Genomic DNA, 15,091 nt, shown 5'->3' on the forward strand with positions numbered 1-15,091 from the left:
CATGGATTGGAGCTTCTCCCTCGCCCCGCAACTCCCCCTTTGGCTGATCGGCCTTGCGGCCGTTCCCGCCCTTGTGCTGGCGCTCTATGGCCTCTTCAACAGAACGCGGGGCGCCTGGCTTCGCCTTGCTGGCTGGGCTTTCCTGTTTGCCGCACTCATGAACCCCTCTCTGCTTCAGGAAGAACGCGAGAACCTGAAAAGCGTTGTCGCCGTGGTTGTCGATCAAAGCGGCAGCCAGCTGCTGGATGAACGCCCCGGCCAGACTGACGCAATCCGCAAAAGGCTGCTCGCATCCCTTTCCCAGCTGGATACGTTTGAAATCCGCGAGATCGCCGCTGGCGAACAGATAACCCGCTCAAGCGATGTTTCAACGGCCCTTTTCCGTGCCCTGCAAAGCGGCATCCGCGACGTGCCGGAAGACCGTCTTGCAGGAGCCGTCATGATCACCGACGGCCAGGTGCACGACATTCCGGAAATTGCCGCCGAACTTGGCCTGAACGCGCCGGTTCACGCTTTCATCACCGGCAGCAAGGATGAAAAGGACCGAAGGATTGTCGTCACCAAGGCCCCGCGCTATGGCGTGGTGGGCGAGAGTTTCGAACTGACTTACGAAGTCCGCCAGCAGGGCATGCCCAATTCCGCTGTCGCGGTTTCTGTTTATATGGACGGCGAACTGGTCACCGTCGAGGAAGTGCTGCCAGGCGAATCCTATTCCTTCATTGGCGACATTCCCCATGGCGGCAAGAACATCATCGAACTGCGCGCCGAGGTTCATCCCGAAGAAATCAGCACCGCCAACAACCGTGCCTTTACGGTTTTGAACGGCATTCGCGAAAACCTTCGTGTGCTGCTGGTCTCGGGCGAACCACATGCTGGCGAGCGCACATGGCGCAACCTGCTGAAATCCGATGCCAGTGTCGATCTGGTACATTTCACCATTCTGCGCCCGCCCGAAAAGCAGGACGGCACACCGATCAGCCAATTATCGCTCATCGCTTTTCCAACACGCGAACTGTTTGTTGAGAAAATCGACGAGTTCGATCTGATCATCTTCGACCGTTATTCCCGGCGCGGGGTTTTGCCTGTGCTCTATTTCGACAACATTGCCCGTTACGTGCGCGATGGTGGTGCAGTGCTGGTCGCGGCCGGGCCTGAATTCGGCAAGCCGGGCAGCATCGCGGAAACACCGCTCAACACCGTCCTGCCGGCCCAGCCGGACGGGCTGATCTCCGAAATCCCCTTCAAGCCCATGCTGACGGATACCGGTAACCGGCATCCGGTGACCCGCGGGATCGACAACGGCCGCGGCGAAGAGCCCGATTGGAGTCGCTGGTTTCGCACCATTGGCACCGACAGGTTGACCGGCGACGTCGTGATGAGCGGGGCGGAGGAAAGCCCTCTGCTCGTTCTGCAGCGTTTCGATGAAGGCCGCGTCGCGCTTTTGTTGTCGGACCACGCCTGGCTGTGGGCACGGGGTTTTGAGGGCGGCGGGCCCCATGTGCAACTGCTGCGCCGCATGGCCCATTGGTTGATGAAGGAACCGGAACTGGAAGAAGAACGGCTGTCTGCCTATCAGGACGGCGAACAGCTCATCATCCGCCGCCAGACCCTTGGCGGCCTGCCGCCGGATGCAGAAATCATCGCACCGGACGGTACGTCCACCTTGCTGGCTTTTGAGGAAGCCGGTGCCGGCATTTTTGTGGCCGAACTGGATGAACCCCAGATGGGACTTTACCAGATCCGCAACGAGGACCTCTCAACCCTGGTTCATTCAGGCCCTCCCAACCCGCGCGAGTTCGCCAATGTGGTCAGTACGCCTGAGCTTCTTTCCCCGGCGCTGGAAGCACTGGGCGGCAACACCCTGCGCGTTGCCCGCGATGCCGGCGACATGCCGCGCATCATTCCGGTAAGAAGCGGGGCAGCCGCCTTCGGCAATGGCTGGGTCGGCCTTAACAATACAGGGGCTACAAAACTGACGGGCATCAACAGGATCAGCCTGTTTGCCGGTTTTCTCGGTCTTGCCCTGCTGCTGTTTGCCCTTGCCGTCATGTGGACACGCGAAGGCCGCTGACTGCCGGCGGTTATCCGCAACGCTGCGTTGGACCGGCAAACGCCGTACCGGCGCCCTCGACCAGTTCACAGCCCAGGATACGCAGGGGATCGGCGGGGCCGGGAAAGGTAATACGCCCAGGCTCAATGCGCTCGAAACCGAAGGGCCGGTAATAGGCAAGATCGCCCACCAGCACGACATAGCGATGGCCCTGTCGGCGGGCCTCGAACAACGAACGGTTCATCAGTTCGCGTCCAACGCCAAGCTTGCGGAACTGCGGATCGACCATCAACGGGCCAAGCACAAGCGCCTGTTCCTCGCCGATGTGAATGCGGGTCAGTTTCACCGAACCAACCAGCTCATCATTCAGAACGGCAACAAAGGATAGTTCGGCTTCACTGCTCACCCCTTCGCGCAGGCGGAATGCGGCGCGGCTGTAACGTCCCGGGCCGAAAGCGGCAGCACCCAGCGCTTCGATCTGTTCTTCGTCTTCGGGGTTTCCTGCCTGATGGTAATCAGGCTCAAAGGAGTCATGTCTGTCATGGCATTTCATTCCGGCCGGAGGGAGTGTGGCCGGAGAAACGGAAAATCCGTCAACCAGCCGCTATAGCCCGCATGGCTGGCAGTCTGCCAGCGCTGCGTTCAGCGGTTCGTCGTCGGATCGAGATCATCATGCACCTTTTCATGGCGCGTGGAACTATCATGCCGGCGCACATGCGTCCAGCGGGAATTTCCAAAGCACATTCCGGCGGAGAAAGGCTGAACGCAACGTTCACGCAGCAACGGTTTATCCTGGCAGCACAAGGCGGTATCGATCTTCCTGGAAGAAACCGCAGCAGGACGGAGTTGGCAATGGGTATGCTGGTGGACGGCAAATGGCAGGAAGATAACCTCATTCCTAAAACCGCGGAGGGGGCTTTCAAGCGCAACAAGTCAACATTCCGAAACTGGGTGACCGCCGATGGTTCGCCCGGACCCGATGGCGAGGGAGGCTTTGCCGCACAAGCCGGCCGCTATCACCTCTATGTCTCCTATGCCTGCCCCTGGGCACACAGAACCCTGATCCTGCGCAAGCTGAAAAGGCTTGAGGACATGATCTCGCTTTCCGTCGTTGACTGGTTCATGGGCACCCAGGGCTGGCAGTTCTCGGACCGCGACGGTGCCATCGCCGACCCTGAAATCGGTGCAACCCATCTGCACCAGATCTATTCTGCCGCAAAATCCGATTACACCGGAAGGGTGACGGTGCCCGTGCTCTGGGACAGGGAGCGCAAAACCATCGTGTCCAACGAGTCCTCGGAAATCATCCGCATGTTCAACAGCGCATTCGATGTGGTCGGTGCAGCACCTGGCAACTATTATCCCGCCGAACATGCAGCCGAAATCGATGCGTTGAACGAACGCATCTACCATACCGTCAACAACGGCGTTTACAAATGCGGGTTCGCCACCAAACAAGGCCCGTATGAAACCGCGTTTGGTGAGCTGTTCGAAACCCTCGATGCCATGGAGGAAAGATTATCGAACCAGCGCTATCTGGTGGGAAGCCAGCTTACCGAGGCCGACATCCGTTTCTTCCCCACGCTGGTGCGCTTCGACGCCGTCTATGTCGGTCACTTCAAGTGCAACCGGCAGCGCATTGCCGACTATCCCAACCTCTCAAACTATCTGCGGGACATCTACCAGCATCCCGGCATCGCCGAAACGGTGAACCTGCATCACATCAAGAACCACTACTATCAAAGCCACGAGACGGTAAACCCGACCCGCATCGTGCCTTTGGGCCCCAAACTCGATTTCGATGCACCCCACAACCGCGAAAGGTTCAGCCGCAGCTGAATTTCACTGGAAAGCCGGCGGACAAAATGCCCAGCAGCATCAATTGCGGCTGGCGTTCTCAACAGCGGACATCAAAGACTGATGTCGTACGTCACCCAATGGGTGCGATCTGCAACGCGGTCGTATAATCCCCGCGCCCGGTAATTGTCTTCTGCCGTTATCCAGCGGATCAGCGACCAGCCGCGCCGGGCACCCTCTTCCCGAACCCCGTCAATCAGGGCTGCCGCGGCTCCCGATCCCCGGGCAGCCGGATCGACAAACAGATCGTCAAGAAATCCGCCGGTGGCCGCCGCCAGCGGCCGGGCAAACGGCCGGAAATGTGTCAGCCCGATGAGACGGCCATCATCCTCTTCCGCAACAAGCCCTTCGACTTCATGGTCAGGATCAAACAGCCAGGACCAGACCCGCGCCCGCATCTCTGCACTCTGCTCGGTGCCATAGAATTCGGCATAACCCTGATAGAGTTTTTCCCATTCGCCGCGATCACGTTCTTCCACAGGCCGTATGTTGATCGCCATTTCCGTCTCCATTGTCATTGCCCGGCTGATTCAAGGTCACGGAATTCCTCCAAGCGGCGCCGTTGCCTGCCATCGGGTTCGAAGTTCTCCGGATCAAGCCAGCCTTCATACGCTCTTTCAAGCTGCGGCCATTCCTTGTCGATGATGGAAAACCATGCCGTGTCGCGGTTCAATCCCTTGACGATCAAATGTTGCCGGAAAATGCCTTCAAACTGGAACCCGAACCGCAACGCGGCCCGCTTGGAGGGTTCGTTGTCATTGTTGCATTTCCACTCAAAGCGCCGGTAGCCGAGCTCCTTGAATGCATGGCGCATGAACAAATACAGTGCTTCCGTTGCAATTCGAGTGCGCGCAATCACCGGCCCCCAATAGATGTTGCCGATCTCGATAACCCCGTTTTGCGCATCAATCCGCATCAGGGTCTGGCGCCCGCCAACCCTTCCGCTTTTCTTGTCGATAACGGCAAAGAACAGCGGGTCTTCGCTGGCCGATACGGTTTCCACCCATTTAAGGAAAGACGTGATATCCCCCGGCGGCGTTTCATACAGCCAGCGGAACCGGTCCTCGGCATCCTCCACGCAGGAGGCTTCGAACAGTTGGTGTCCATGCCGGCTGGCATCGAGCGGTTCCAGCCGCACATAGCGCCCTTCGAGCACCACGCGCTTTGGCCTTTCTCGCGGGGTCCAGCCGCTCATGTCTTCTGCCATGCCAGTACTCCGCTCAGACACATGCAGATCGTATCGCGAACCCCTTCAGGCGAAAAAGGACCAATGCCTGCAATTGTCCTGTGACAACGGCCGCAAAGATATGCCGCCGTCAGAAACAAGCCTCGAAAAGCGCCCTTGTGTTGTCCGCTGTCATTTCCACCGGATTGCCCCCCGTTGAGGGATCGGACAGAGCCGATTTGACCAGAGCATCCATATCCGGGTTCTTCACACCCAGTTCCGTCAGATTGGCGGGAATGCCGAGCGAACGGTTGAGATCACCAACAAAGCCATAAAACCCGTCATAGCCACCTTCGATGCCAAGATAAGCGGCGGCCCGGCCGATTCGCTCCTCAATCGCCGGACGGTTGAACTGCAGAACCGGCTGCATCACCACCGCATTGGTCGTGCCATGATGGGTATTGTGCATGGCGCCTACCGGGTGGCTTAACGCATGGATCGCGCCAAGCCCCTTCTGAAACGCCACAGCACCCATGGCGGCGGCGGCCATCATCTGCCCGCGCGCTTCAATGTCCGTGCCATCCCCATGGGCACGCGGAAGATAGGTCTTCACCAGCCGCAGGCCTTCCAGGGCAATGCCCTGGCTCATCGGGTGAAAGTGCGGCGAACAATAGGCCTCAAGGCAATGGGCAAAGGCATCCATTCCCGTGCCAGCCGTAATCGCCGGAGGCATGCCCACCGTCAGTTCGGGATCGGCAATGACGACGCTCGGCAGCACCTTGGGATGAAAGATGATCTTCTTCTCATGGGTGTCGGAATTCGTCAGCACCGAGGCGCGGCCCACTTCGGAACCGGTGCCGGCGGTCGTCGGTACCGCGATAATCGGTGCAATGGCATCTGAATCCGCCCGGGTCCACCAATCGCCGACATCCTCGAAATCCCAGACAGGACGTGTCTGCCCTGCCATGAAGGCGATCATCTTGCCAAGATCAAGCCCGGAGCCGCCGCCAAAGGCGATCACGCCGTCATGTCCGCCCTCGCGATAAACGCCAAGACCGGCATCAAGGTTCTTTTCCGTCGGATTGGGATCGACTTCGCTGAAGATACCACGGCCAAGCCCGGCAGCTTCCAGAGTATCAAGCGCTTTTGCCGTTATCGGCAGTGGCGCAAGCCCCTTGTCGGTTACCAGCAGCGGTTTTTTGATGTCTGCTGCAGCGCAGGCATCCGGCAATTCGGCAATACGGCCGGCCCCGAAACGAATGGCATTGGGATAAGACCAGTTTGCGGTAAGCGTCATTACTGTTTCCTCAGATGATAGGATTTCGGCCTGGTCAGCGCCTGATAGGCCAGTTTCGAAAGACCGGCGCCGCGGCCGGTATCCTTGCACCCCGTCCAGCATAGGGCCGGATCGAGATAATCACAGCGGTTCATGAAAACCGTTCCGGTTTGAAGGCGATCGCCAATGGCTTCGGCAATCGCACTGTCCCTGGTCCACACCGAGGCAGTCAGCCCGAAGCGGCAATCGTTCATCAGGTCAATGGCTTCCTCGTCATCCTTGACCGGCATGATGCCCACGACGGGACCGAAGCTCTCATCGCGCATCACCCGCATGTCATGGGTAACGTTGGTGAGAATTTGCGGCGTCAGGTAAGCGCCACCATCATCGGCCGGCATTTTTTCAATGTGCGCCACGGCACCATCGGCCAGCGCCTCCTCGATTTGCGCACGAACTTCACGGGCAAAGCGGACATTCGCCATTGGTCCCATGGTGGTGTCAGGATCAAGCGGGTTTCCCAGCTTTTGCGCTTTCACCCAGACGGCAGCCTTCTCAACAAACGCTTCATACAGGCTCTCGTGAACATAAATGCGCTCAATGCCGCAACAGCACTGGCCGGCGTTGAACATGGCACCATCCATCAGCGTGTCGACAGCCTGTTCTAGATCGGCATCGGCGCGCACATAACCGGGGTCCTTGCCGCCAAGCTCGGTGGAAACGGGAATGAACGTACCGGCAGCAGCCCGCTCCATGGCCTGGCCACCGCCAACGGAACCGGTAAAGTTCACAAAATCCACCCGCCGTTCGGCAATCAGGGCAGATGTGCTGTCGTGATCGAGAACCACATTCTGAAACACGTCTGCGGGCACCCCTGCCTTCTGGAATGCCTCTGCAAGATGCTCACCGACCTGCAGGGTTTGCTGGGCGTGTTTCAAGATAACTGTGTTTCCGGCAATCAGCGCCGGTGCGATCGTGTTGATCGCGGTCATGTAGGGATAATTCCAAGGTGCCACCACGAGCACCGTTCCCCAGGGAACATGCTTGATCATTCTGGTGAAGGCATCGCTGTCCTCCACCATCATGGGCGCAAGGCTTTCGGCGGCAATTTCCGCCATATAAGTCGCACGCTCGGAAAAACCGCCAAATTCACCGCCATACCGCACAGGCCGCCCCATCTGGTGGGCCAGTTCCGTTGCCATGCGGTCGGTTTCAGCGCCGATAATATCCCGGGCCTTCAGCACAAGGTCGATACGCTCCTGCAGCGGTCTTTCAGCCCAGGCAGATTGCGCCTTGCGGGCACGGTCAGCCGCTGCATGAGCATCTTCACGGCTGAGCACCTCACGGGTGAGGTAAACCGAGCCGTCGATCGGTGAAACAAGGTCTACTGATTTTGTCATTGGTCGTGTCCACATCCGGAAACTGGTGTTGAGACTCATGGCCCGGATTTTCCATGTGCCGTCGTCGATCATTGCCATATGAAAAGGCGGATATGCTTCGATAATGCCTTTGCCAGGGGTCAGGCTCTTTCAAAGCCCCGTGCAACCTCCCAGTCGGTCACCACGCGGTCAAACTCTTCCTGCTCCACCTCCGCTGCCCTGGTGTAGTGATCAACCACCCAGTCCCCCATCGCCTTGCGCAGCATTTTCGAGTTTCTCAGGGTTTCGGTTGCAGCGCGAAGCGTGTTCGGAACTTCCGGCACATCTTTCATGGCGTAAAGGTCACCGGTGACCGGTGGCGGCAGTTCCAGCCCCTCCTCTATGCCGGCAAGTCCTGCCGCAAGCTGGGCCGCGCAGGCCAGATAGGGGTTGATGTCCGAACCGGGAATGCGGCACTCAATCCGCACGCCCTTGGTGTCTTCTCCCACAAGCCGGAACCCGGCGGTGCGGTTGTCGACCGACCAGGCCGTCTTGGTGGGGGCAAAGGTCCCGGCAACGAACCGCTTGTAGCTGTTCACATAGGGTGCCAGAAACACCATGGTATCCGGCGCATATTTGATCAGACCGGCAACGTAATGGCCCATCAGGGCAGACATCGAACGTTCCCCGTCAGGGTCATGAAAAGCGTTGTTCTTGCCCTTGAACAGCGACTGGTGAATGTGCGCCGCACTGCCGACCTTGCGGTGGTCCCACTTCGGCATGAAGGTCACCGCATGGCCATAGGCATCGGCGATTTCCTTCACCGCCTGCTTGGCGATCGTATGGTGATCTGCTGCAAGCAGGGCATCCGCATAACGGATGTTGAGTTCTTCCTGGCCTGTTTCCGCCTCACCCTTGGTATTTTCAACCGGTACGCCGGCGCCGACCAGCAGGTTGCGGATCGGCCGCATCACATGTTCTTCCTTGGTGGTTTGAAGGATGTGATAATCCTCATTGTATCCGCTTATCGGCGCCAGATCGCGGAAGCCGCCCTGGCGGATTTCGTCATAGCTGTTCTCGAATAAAAAGAACTCAAGCTCCGTTGCCATGTAAGGCGTAAGGCCCATTGCCTCGGCCCGCGCCACTTGCGCCTTCAATATCTGCCGCGGTGAATGGGGCACCGGCTCATGGGTGTGATGGTCCATGAGATCGCACAGCACCAGCGCTGTGCCTTCAAGCCAGGGCAGAAGACGCAGCGTCGAAAGATCGGGCTTCATGACGTAATCGCCATAGCCGGCCTCCCAGCTGGTCGCCGCATAGCCGTCGGGTGTCCCCATCTCCAGATCGGTTGCCAGCAGATAGTTGCAGCAATGGGTTTCCTCATGGCCCGACTCGATAAAGTTCTGCACATGGAACCGCTTGCCCATCAGCCGGCCCTGCATGTCGATCAGGCAGACAAGAACGGTATCGATGCTCCCTTCGCCGGCAAGGCGTTTCAATTCATCAAAGGACAGATTCGCGGACATGGCAGTTCTCTTTTCTGGACCGTTTTGCATTTGATTGGCGCCGTGCGCCGGGGACAGCGACTTTCCATCAACTGTGTTTTGCACTCAGGTTTTTCGTTTCCCCCGCCAAAACCCGAATTGTTCTGACGTTTCCGCCATCGATTGGCGGAAAATTGGAAAGGGGGCGGCACAAATCCGCCCCCTATCGTGGTCAGGAATAGCGGTATGGCCGTCCTGCCTTTTTCATGTCGGCATTGTATTTCTTGAAGATCTCGACAACCTTCGCCTTGGTTTCCGACTCGGCGGCAACCTCCTCCCAGAATTTCTGGGCCGCGTCCTCAACCTGCTGCCACTCGGCATCGGGGATCGAGGTCAGCTGCATTTTGCTGCCGTTCACGCGAAGGCTTGCCTCACCGCCCCAATACCACCACTGGCGATAATAGTGCGACTGTTCGCAGCAGACCTGGAACAGGGTCTGAAGATCTTCAGGCACTTCATTCCAGCGGTCCATATTGGCAAAGAAATGGCCAATCCAGGCGCCTGAAATGTTGTTGGTCAGGAAGTAGTTGGTCACATCTGCCCAGCCGACCGTGTAGTCCTCGGTAATGCCTGACCAGGCAATTCCGTCGAGTTCACCGGTCTGCACGGCAACCTCGATGTCTTCCCATGGCAGCGTCACCGGCACCACACCGAACTGGCTGAGGAAACGCCCTGCTGTCGGGAAGGTGAAGACCCTTTTGCCTTTGAGATCAGCAAGGCTGTTGATCGGATCCTTGGTGGCAAAGTGACACGGATCCCACGAGCCGGCCGACACATGCTTGACGCCGACCTTGGAGTATTCACCATCCCAAATCTCGTTCAGCCCGTACTGGTTAAACAGCACCGGCACGTCGAGAGAGTAACGGCTGGCAAACGGGAAGTAGCCTCCGAACACGGTGACTTCCGTCGGTGACGCCATGGAATCATCGTCCGACTGCACGGCGTCGATTGTTCCACGCTGCATGGCGCCAAACAGTTCACCGGTTGGCACCAGCTGATCTGCGAAGAACAGTTCAATCTGCATGCGATCGCCGGCGATCTTGTTGAACTTGTCGATGGCCGGTTTGACCACGTGCTCGGCAAGCGCAGGGCCTGCATAGGTCTGCATGCGCCATTTGATGGTCGACTGTGCAAGTGCCGGTGTGGCAAGCGCCGCAGCCGGTGCGGCAGCTGCCGCTCCCTTGATAAAGCTACGTCGTGTCGTCATATCGTCCTCCTTTAGTGCTCTGCCTGTTGTTTGAAAGCTCGGTTAGGTCATCGACTCATAAACAGGGTCAATTATATGGGGCATGACCGAGTGCTTTCTATTTTCCGTAGACCGTTTCAGGCAGCCAAAGCGCGATCTGCGGAAATGACATGATGAGGATCAGCGCCAGGACCATCACACCAACGAAAGGTGCAATGGAAGAATAGATATCCCGGAGCGTGATTTCGGGCGGCGCCATCGCCCGCATCAAAAAAAGATTGTAGCCAAAGGGCGGCGTCATATAGGCGATCTGGGTGGTGATCGTATAAAGCACGCCGTACCAGATGAGATCGAAGCCAAGCAACTTGACCAGCGGCACGTAGAGCGGGGCGACAATGACCAGCATCGCCGTGTCGTCGAGAAAGGTTCCCATCAGGATGAACGACAACTGCATGAGGATCAAAATGGTCCATGGATCAAGGCCCAGCCGTTCGGTGAACAGATCATCGATCGCACCCACCGCTCCCAGGCCGTCAAACACGGCACCAAATCCCAGCGCGGCAAGAATAATCCACATGAACATGCAGGAAATCGCCAGCGTCTGACGAACCGAAACCTCAAAGACCTTGCGGGTCATTCGTCCTTTCAGCACCGCGGCACCGAAAGCGGTTAGCGCACCGATGGCCGAACTCTCCACCAGCGATGTCCAGCCATTGATGAATGGAACCATCATAGCAGCGAAGATTATCAGCGGCAGCAGCCCCGCCCGCAAAAGCCGCAGCTTTTCCGCCAGCGGAACCTTGCGTTCCTCTTCCGGCAATGCAGGGCCGAGCGCGGGCTGCAATTTGCAGCGCACATAAATGTAAACGACAAAAAGCGCCGCCATCAAAAGACCAGGGACAACGCCTGCCAGCCAGAGCTGGCCGACCGGCTGTCGGGCAATCATGGCATAGAGCACCAGCACGACCGACGGCGGCACCAGAATACCGAGGGAGGAGCCGGCCTGAATGACGCCGGTAACCATGCGTTTGTCGTAGCCGCGCCGCAGCAGTTCGGGCAGCGCGATCGTTGCGCCGATTGCCATGCCGGCAACCGACAGACCGTTCATTGCCGAGATCAGCACCATCAGCCCGATGGTACCGATGGCAAGCCCGCCATTTACCGGCCCCATCCAGACATGGAACATCTTGTAAAGATCATCCGCAATGCGGGACTCCGACAGCACATATCCCATGAAGATGAACATCGGCAGGGTGAGCAGCGGATACCATTTCATCAGCTTCATGGCGGATGAGAAGGGAATGTCCGAGCCACCGGTTCCCCACAGGGCAATGGCAGCAATGGCGGCAACTGCCCCGATTGCTCCAAACACGCGCTGGCCTGTAAACAGCATCACCATCATCGTGGCGAACATGAAGATCGCGATCATCTCCTGGGACATCAGATTTCAACTCCCCGGAGTTTGGCAATGTCCCTGATGAGTTCGGCAATCGCCTGTAACAGCATCAGGAACACGCCAATACACATGATGGTCTTGATCGGCCACAAATAGGGCCGCCACGCAGTCGGGCTGCGTTCCAGAAAACCCAGTTCGGAAGAACCGGTCAGCAGACCCGTCAAGAAACCGTAGGCATCCCCGCCAAAGTGCCCCAGCGAATAGGCAGTGGACGTCAGCCCCCCATGCAACAAAACACCCAGATAGAAAATCAGGAACAGCACCGTGATCGCATCGACCTGGGCTTTCCGCCTGGCCGACCATTCGCCGTAAAACAGGTCCATGCGCACATTCGATCCAAGCTGAATGGAGTAAGGACCGCCCAGCATATAGTAAGCCACCATGGCAAACTGCGCGATTTCGAGCGTCCACAGCGACGGCAGGAAGAAGGTCTTTGAGATGGACGACCACAGCAAAACGCCAATCATCACAAAAATCCCGTACATGATGATGCGGCCGATGCGGCGGTTCATCCTGTCAACAAGCCGGACAAATGAGATTGCGAAATTCACGCCTGCTGCTCCCATTGTAATTCGAAACCCGTCAGCGCTTCCAGCAGGACCTTGTGCAGAAGCTGTGCCATCTCCCGGCACTGAAGGTCGCTGGCAATCAGATCGCTGCGGATTTCTATCATCACGTTGGGAAGGCGATTTGCAATGGCATGCAGTTTCAGGGTGTGGGTAACACCATCTTGCGGTCCATAAGGTTCGTTGCGGCGCACGACATGGCTGCTGTGGCGCGGCAGGGAGGAAAGCATTGCATCTGCCAGCCGCGAATCTTCATCATGCAATATGCCAAGCTCCACCTCACGGCGCGTGCCGAAATACACTGGTGTAAAGCTGTGGATGGTAATCAGCACCGATCCGGCAGGCAGTGCTTTTACCGCGTCCTCTACAGCCTGCTTGAACGGCATGTAATAGCGCGAGACACGCTGCTTCCTGTCCTCACTTGCAAGACGCTCATTGCCGGGTATCCGGTGGATTTCACTTCGCTCCACAATGGCATCTGATGCCGAAGGCGGCCGGTTGCAGTCGTAGACAAGCCGCGAGACTTCACCAAGCACACACGGTGCATTCAGCAGTTCGGAAAGAAAGAGCGACACCTGCCGGGCACCGGGATCCCAGGCAGCATGGCTGCTGGCAACTTCCTTGGAAACTCCCAGGCCTGCAAAAGCTTCGGGAATGTGGTTGGAAGCATGCTCGCAAACGATCAGAGCCGGAAACCGGCCACCCGAATTAAGCGTGGTAACAACGCTCCCCTCGGTCTGACTTTCTGCTGCCGGTGCCGCCAAGCTTTCCTCCTCACAGTTTGCTGCCATCGGGCAGAATTGAATATTTCTCTTCACTTCTTTTCAAAATGTCAATATTTTTTCTTTTCTGGGATCGCAGTTCATCCTATGTTGCCATGAAGGAGAACGGCATTGAGCACCACCACCGTTGCTGAGCGCCTTAGGGAGAAAGGCGACAGCCTTACGCGCGCCGAGCGGCAGCTTGCAGACATCATCCTGATGAATTACCCGGCCTCCGGACTTGGCACCATCACCACGATGGCCGAAGCCGCAGCCGTCTCCACACCTACTGTCGCACGCCTGGTTCAAAAGCTGGGATTTTCAGGCTTCCCGGACTTTCAGGCAGCTTTGCGCCATGAACTGAACGAGAAGATATCCGGCCCGATTGCACGGCGGGATGTCTGGGCAGACAATGCGCCCGATGCCCACATCATGAATCGGTTTACCGACTCGGTGATCGGCAACATTCGCCAAACCCTTGGCGATATCGCGCCGGAAACCTTTGATCGGGCATGTGCTCTGTTGAGCGACCGCAAGCGAACGGTTTATGTCGTAGGCGGACGGATCACGCGGACACTGGCTGACTATTTCTTTCTGCTTTCGCAGGTCATGCGAGAAAAGGTCACCCATATCAATTCCAACTCCAACGCATGGCCCCATTATCTGCTCGACATCAAGGCAGGTGATGTTGTTGTGATCTTCGATATCCGCCGCTACGAAAACAGCACGCTCCGGCTCGCTGAAATGGCAGCCAAAAAGAAAGCGGAAATCATTTTGTTCACCGACCAGTGGAAGTCGCCGATTGCATCGCGGGCAAGCGTCTGTTTCTGCAACCGCATCGCGGTACCGTCAGCCTGGGATTCTCTGGTGACCTGCATGTTGTTGTCGGAATTGGTGATCGCCGAAGTGCAGGAACGTATCTGGCCGAACACGCGCAAGCGCATGGAGGAACTCGACCAGCTCTTCGACGAAACCCGCTTTTTCAGGAAATTCTGATCGGCACTTCAGGCGCAGGCCTGATCCGGCAAACGTTCAAAACAGCATTCAGTTCAACCCGGCCAGTTCAAGCTGGTCGGGCCGGGTGCATTCGAGGGTAACATCCCGCATGATCACGACGGCGCCGCGAACACTCCCGCCTGAACCAACATGCGGAATCATCTCGCAGTGCATGATGGCGCTTTCCCCCGGCTTCTTGCAATGATCCAACAGGTGATAATACTGAACGCTTTGCCCCTGATAGCATTGCTCCAGATATGTGCGGGCACGTCCTTCAAATCGCTCGGCGCCAATGAGTTCTGCCACACGGCGGCCAGCGATATCGTTCGGAATTCGATTGTAGAAAAGTGCATTGCCGCAGCTGGTGCGGCGATAGGTGCTGGTGCAGTCTATGATGGATATGCGCAGGTTCGAGGAAAACAGATCATCGGAACACTCGCTATCCAGAAGCTCTGCCAATTCCCGGGGATTGCCGGAAACACGGTCAATCCGCTCCGACATCTGTTGCTCTGCAACGGGTGCGCGCGGGGCACCCTGCCCCTCGATATACTCACCTATCAGCTCATTGACGTCCTCCAAAGCCTGAGTTCCCAGGAGATGGTCATTGCCTGTCAGTGCGAGCTTGAGAAGGAAATCGACCTGCTGCTTTCGTTGCCACAAGTCGGCTGGGCGAAGGCGAACGATTTCCTGTCTTTTCTTTTCCAGTTCCCTGTCAAGCCGATTGACTGCATCTTCGTTGTGCAGCCCAATGGCCTGAAGGATCTCTTCCTCCAACAGGTGAAACTGCTTGACCAACATGGCTAGCATCAAACCGTTCTCCTCCTCGCGCAAAAACAAGGCCACGGCCATTCCGCCCGGCCTTGTGCGCAGTGCCCGCAA

At 57.7% G+C, this 15,091-nt stretch carries 14 protein-coding genes; 3 read left to right on the forward strand and 11 right to left on the reverse strand.

The genetic code is table 11. The features are described 5' to 3' along the window. Nucleotide 1: 1 nt before the first annotated feature. Nucleotides 2-2,071 carry a hypothetical protein gene (locus BVL55_RS11690; protein ID WP_075997043.1) on the forward strand — a complete coding sequence of 690 codons (2,070 nt, stop codon included), beginning with the start codon at nucleotides 2-4 and terminating at the stop codon, nucleotides 2,069-2,071. Nucleotides 2,072-2,081: 10 nt separating this feature from the next. Here the strand turns inward: BVL55_RS11690 and BVL55_RS11695 are convergent, their stop codons facing one another. Further along, a complete protein-coding gene (locus BVL55_RS11695; protein WP_083649511.1) occupies nucleotides 2,082-2,603 on the reverse strand; it encodes a GNAT family N-acetyltransferase in 522 nt (173 codons plus the stop codon). 299 nt (nucleotides 2,604-2,902) lie between these two features. Between BVL55_RS11695 and BVL55_RS11700 the strand changes: the two genes are divergently transcribed. Continuing rightward, complete coding sequence (locus BVL55_RS11700) at nucleotides 2,903-3,889, forward strand: glutathione S-transferase family protein (protein ID WP_075998116.1); 987 nt, start codon at nucleotides 2,903-2,905, stop codon at nucleotides 3,887-3,889. Nucleotides 3,890-3,960: 71 nt separating this feature from the next. On the opposite strand, the gene BVL55_RS11705 is transcribed toward BVL55_RS11700, so the two are convergent. From BVL55_RS11705 to BVL55_RS11745, 9 genes are all read right to left on the reverse strand, one after another. Next, complete coding sequence (locus tag BVL55_RS11705; RefSeq protein ID WP_075998117.1) at nucleotides 3,961-4,407, reverse strand: GNAT family N-acetyltransferase; 447 nt, start codon at nucleotides 4,405-4,407, stop codon at nucleotides 3,961-3,963. Nucleotides 4,408-4,421: 14 nt separating this feature from the next. Beyond that, on the reverse strand, nucleotides 4,422-5,114 hold the full coding sequence (locus BVL55_RS11710; protein ID WP_075997044.1) for a GNAT family N-acetyltransferase: 693 nt from the start codon (nucleotides 5,112-5,114) through the stop codon (nucleotides 4,422-4,424). A 109-nt stretch (nucleotides 5,115-5,223) separates the two neighbouring features. After that, nucleotides 5,224-6,369 carry an iron-containing alcohol dehydrogenase gene (locus BVL55_RS11715; RefSeq protein ID WP_075997045.1) on the reverse strand — a complete coding sequence of 382 codons (1,146 nt, stop codon included), beginning with the start codon at nucleotides 6,367-6,369 and terminating at the stop codon, nucleotides 5,224-5,226. Continuing rightward, nucleotides 6,369-7,745: an aldehyde dehydrogenase family protein gene (locus BVL55_RS11720; protein WP_075998118.1), complete on the reverse strand. Its 1,377-nt coding sequence runs from the start codon at nucleotides 7,743-7,745 to the stop codon at nucleotides 6,369-6,371. The genes BVL55_RS11715 and BVL55_RS11720 overlap by 1 nt, the downstream gene beginning before the upstream one ends. Nucleotides 7,746-7,864: 119 nt before the next feature. Continuing rightward, complete coding sequence (locus BVL55_RS11725; protein ID WP_075997046.1) at nucleotides 7,865-9,229, reverse strand: glutamine synthetase family protein; 1,365 nt, start codon at nucleotides 9,227-9,229, stop codon at nucleotides 7,865-7,867. Between the two features lie 190 nt (nucleotides 9,230-9,419). Further along, nucleotides 9,420-10,454, reverse strand: a complete 1,035-nt coding sequence (locus BVL55_RS11730; protein ID WP_075997047.1) for a TRAP transporter substrate-binding protein — start codon at nucleotides 10,452-10,454, stop codon at nucleotides 9,420-9,422. Between the two features lie 97 nt (nucleotides 10,455-10,551). Beyond that, nucleotides 10,552-11,874, reverse strand: a complete 1,323-nt coding sequence (locus BVL55_RS11735; protein WP_075997048.1) for a TRAP transporter large permease — start codon at nucleotides 11,872-11,874, stop codon at nucleotides 10,552-10,554. Continuing rightward, entirely contained in the window at nucleotides 11,874-12,401 is a 528-nt protein-coding gene (locus tag BVL55_RS11740) for a TRAP transporter small permease subunit (RefSeq protein ID WP_244530499.1), read from the reverse strand. The genes BVL55_RS11735 and BVL55_RS11740 overlap by 1 nt, the downstream gene beginning before the upstream one ends. Before the next feature lie 35 nt (nucleotides 12,402-12,436). Continuing rightward, nucleotides 12,437-13,219, reverse strand: coding sequence for an N-formylglutamate amidohydrolase (locus BVL55_RS11745; protein WP_205410793.1), 783 nt, complete (start codon nucleotides 13,217-13,219; stop codon nucleotides 12,437-12,439). A gap of 129 nt (nucleotides 13,220-13,348) precedes the next feature. On the opposite strand from BVL55_RS11745, the gene BVL55_RS11750 reads away from it, so the two are divergent. Then, a complete protein-coding gene (locus BVL55_RS11750) occupies nucleotides 13,349-14,212 on the forward strand; it encodes a MurR/RpiR family transcriptional regulator (RefSeq protein WP_075997051.1) in 864 nt (287 codons plus the stop codon). Nucleotides 14,213-14,260: 48 nt separating this feature from the next. On the opposite strand, the gene BVL55_RS11755 is transcribed toward BVL55_RS11750, so the two are convergent. Then, nucleotides 14,261-15,019, reverse strand: a complete 759-nt coding sequence (locus BVL55_RS11755) for a PAS domain-containing protein (protein ID WP_205410794.1) — start codon at nucleotides 15,017-15,019, stop codon at nucleotides 14,261-14,263. Between the last annotated feature and the right edge of the window lie 72 nt (nucleotides 15,020-15,091).

The sequence above is a fragment of the Salaquimonas pukyongi genome (genome assembly GCF_001953055.1).
Classification (GTDB): domain Bacteria; phylum Pseudomonadota; class Alphaproteobacteria; order Rhizobiales; family Rhizobiaceae; genus Salaquimonas; species Salaquimonas pukyongi.

Bases quoted from the DNA above. Each gene is read 5' to 3' on its own strand.
- BVL55_RS11690 (WP_075997043.1), top strand. From the start codon at position 2: ATGGATTGGAGCTTCTCCCTCGCCCCGCAACTCCCCCTTTGGCTGATC.
- BVL55_RS11695 (WP_083649511.1), bottom strand. From the start codon at position 2,603: ATGAAATGCCATGACAGACATGACTCCTTTGAGCCTGATTACCATCAG.
- BVL55_RS11700 (WP_075998116.1), top strand. From the start codon at position 2,903: ATGGGTATGCTGGTGGACGGCAAATGGCAGGAAGATAACCTCATTCCT.
- BVL55_RS11705 (WP_075998117.1), bottom strand. From the start codon at position 4,407: ATGGCGATCAACATACGGCCTGTGGAAGAACGTGATCGCGGCGAATGG.
- BVL55_RS11710 (WP_075997044.1), bottom strand. From the start codon at position 5,114: ATGGCAGAAGACATGAGCGGCTGGACCCCGCGAGAAAGGCCAAAGCGC.
- BVL55_RS11715 (WP_075997045.1), bottom strand. From the start codon at position 6,369: ATGACGCTTACCGCAAACTGGTCTTATCCCAATGCCATTCGTTTCGGG.
- BVL55_RS11720 (WP_075998118.1), bottom strand. From the start codon at position 7,745: ATGACAAAATCAGTAGACCTTGTTTCACCGATCGACGGCTCGGTTTAC.
- BVL55_RS11725 (WP_075997046.1), bottom strand. From the start codon at position 9,229: ATGTCCGCGAATCTGTCCTTTGATGAATTGAAACGCCTTGCCGGCGAA.
- BVL55_RS11730 (WP_075997047.1), bottom strand. From the start codon at position 10,454: ATGACGACACGACGTAGCTTTATCAAGGGAGCGGCAGCTGCCGCACCG.
- BVL55_RS11735 (WP_075997048.1), bottom strand. From the start codon at position 11,874: ATGTCCCAGGAGATGATCGCGATCTTCATGTTCGCCACGATGATGGTG.
- BVL55_RS11740 (WP_244530499.1), bottom strand. From the start codon at position 12,401: ATGAACCGCCGCATCGGCCGCATCATCATGTACGGGATTTTTGTGATG.
- BVL55_RS11755 (WP_205410794.1), bottom strand. From the start codon at position 15,019: ATGCTAGCCATGTTGGTCAAGCAGTTTCACCTGTTGGAGGAAGAGATC.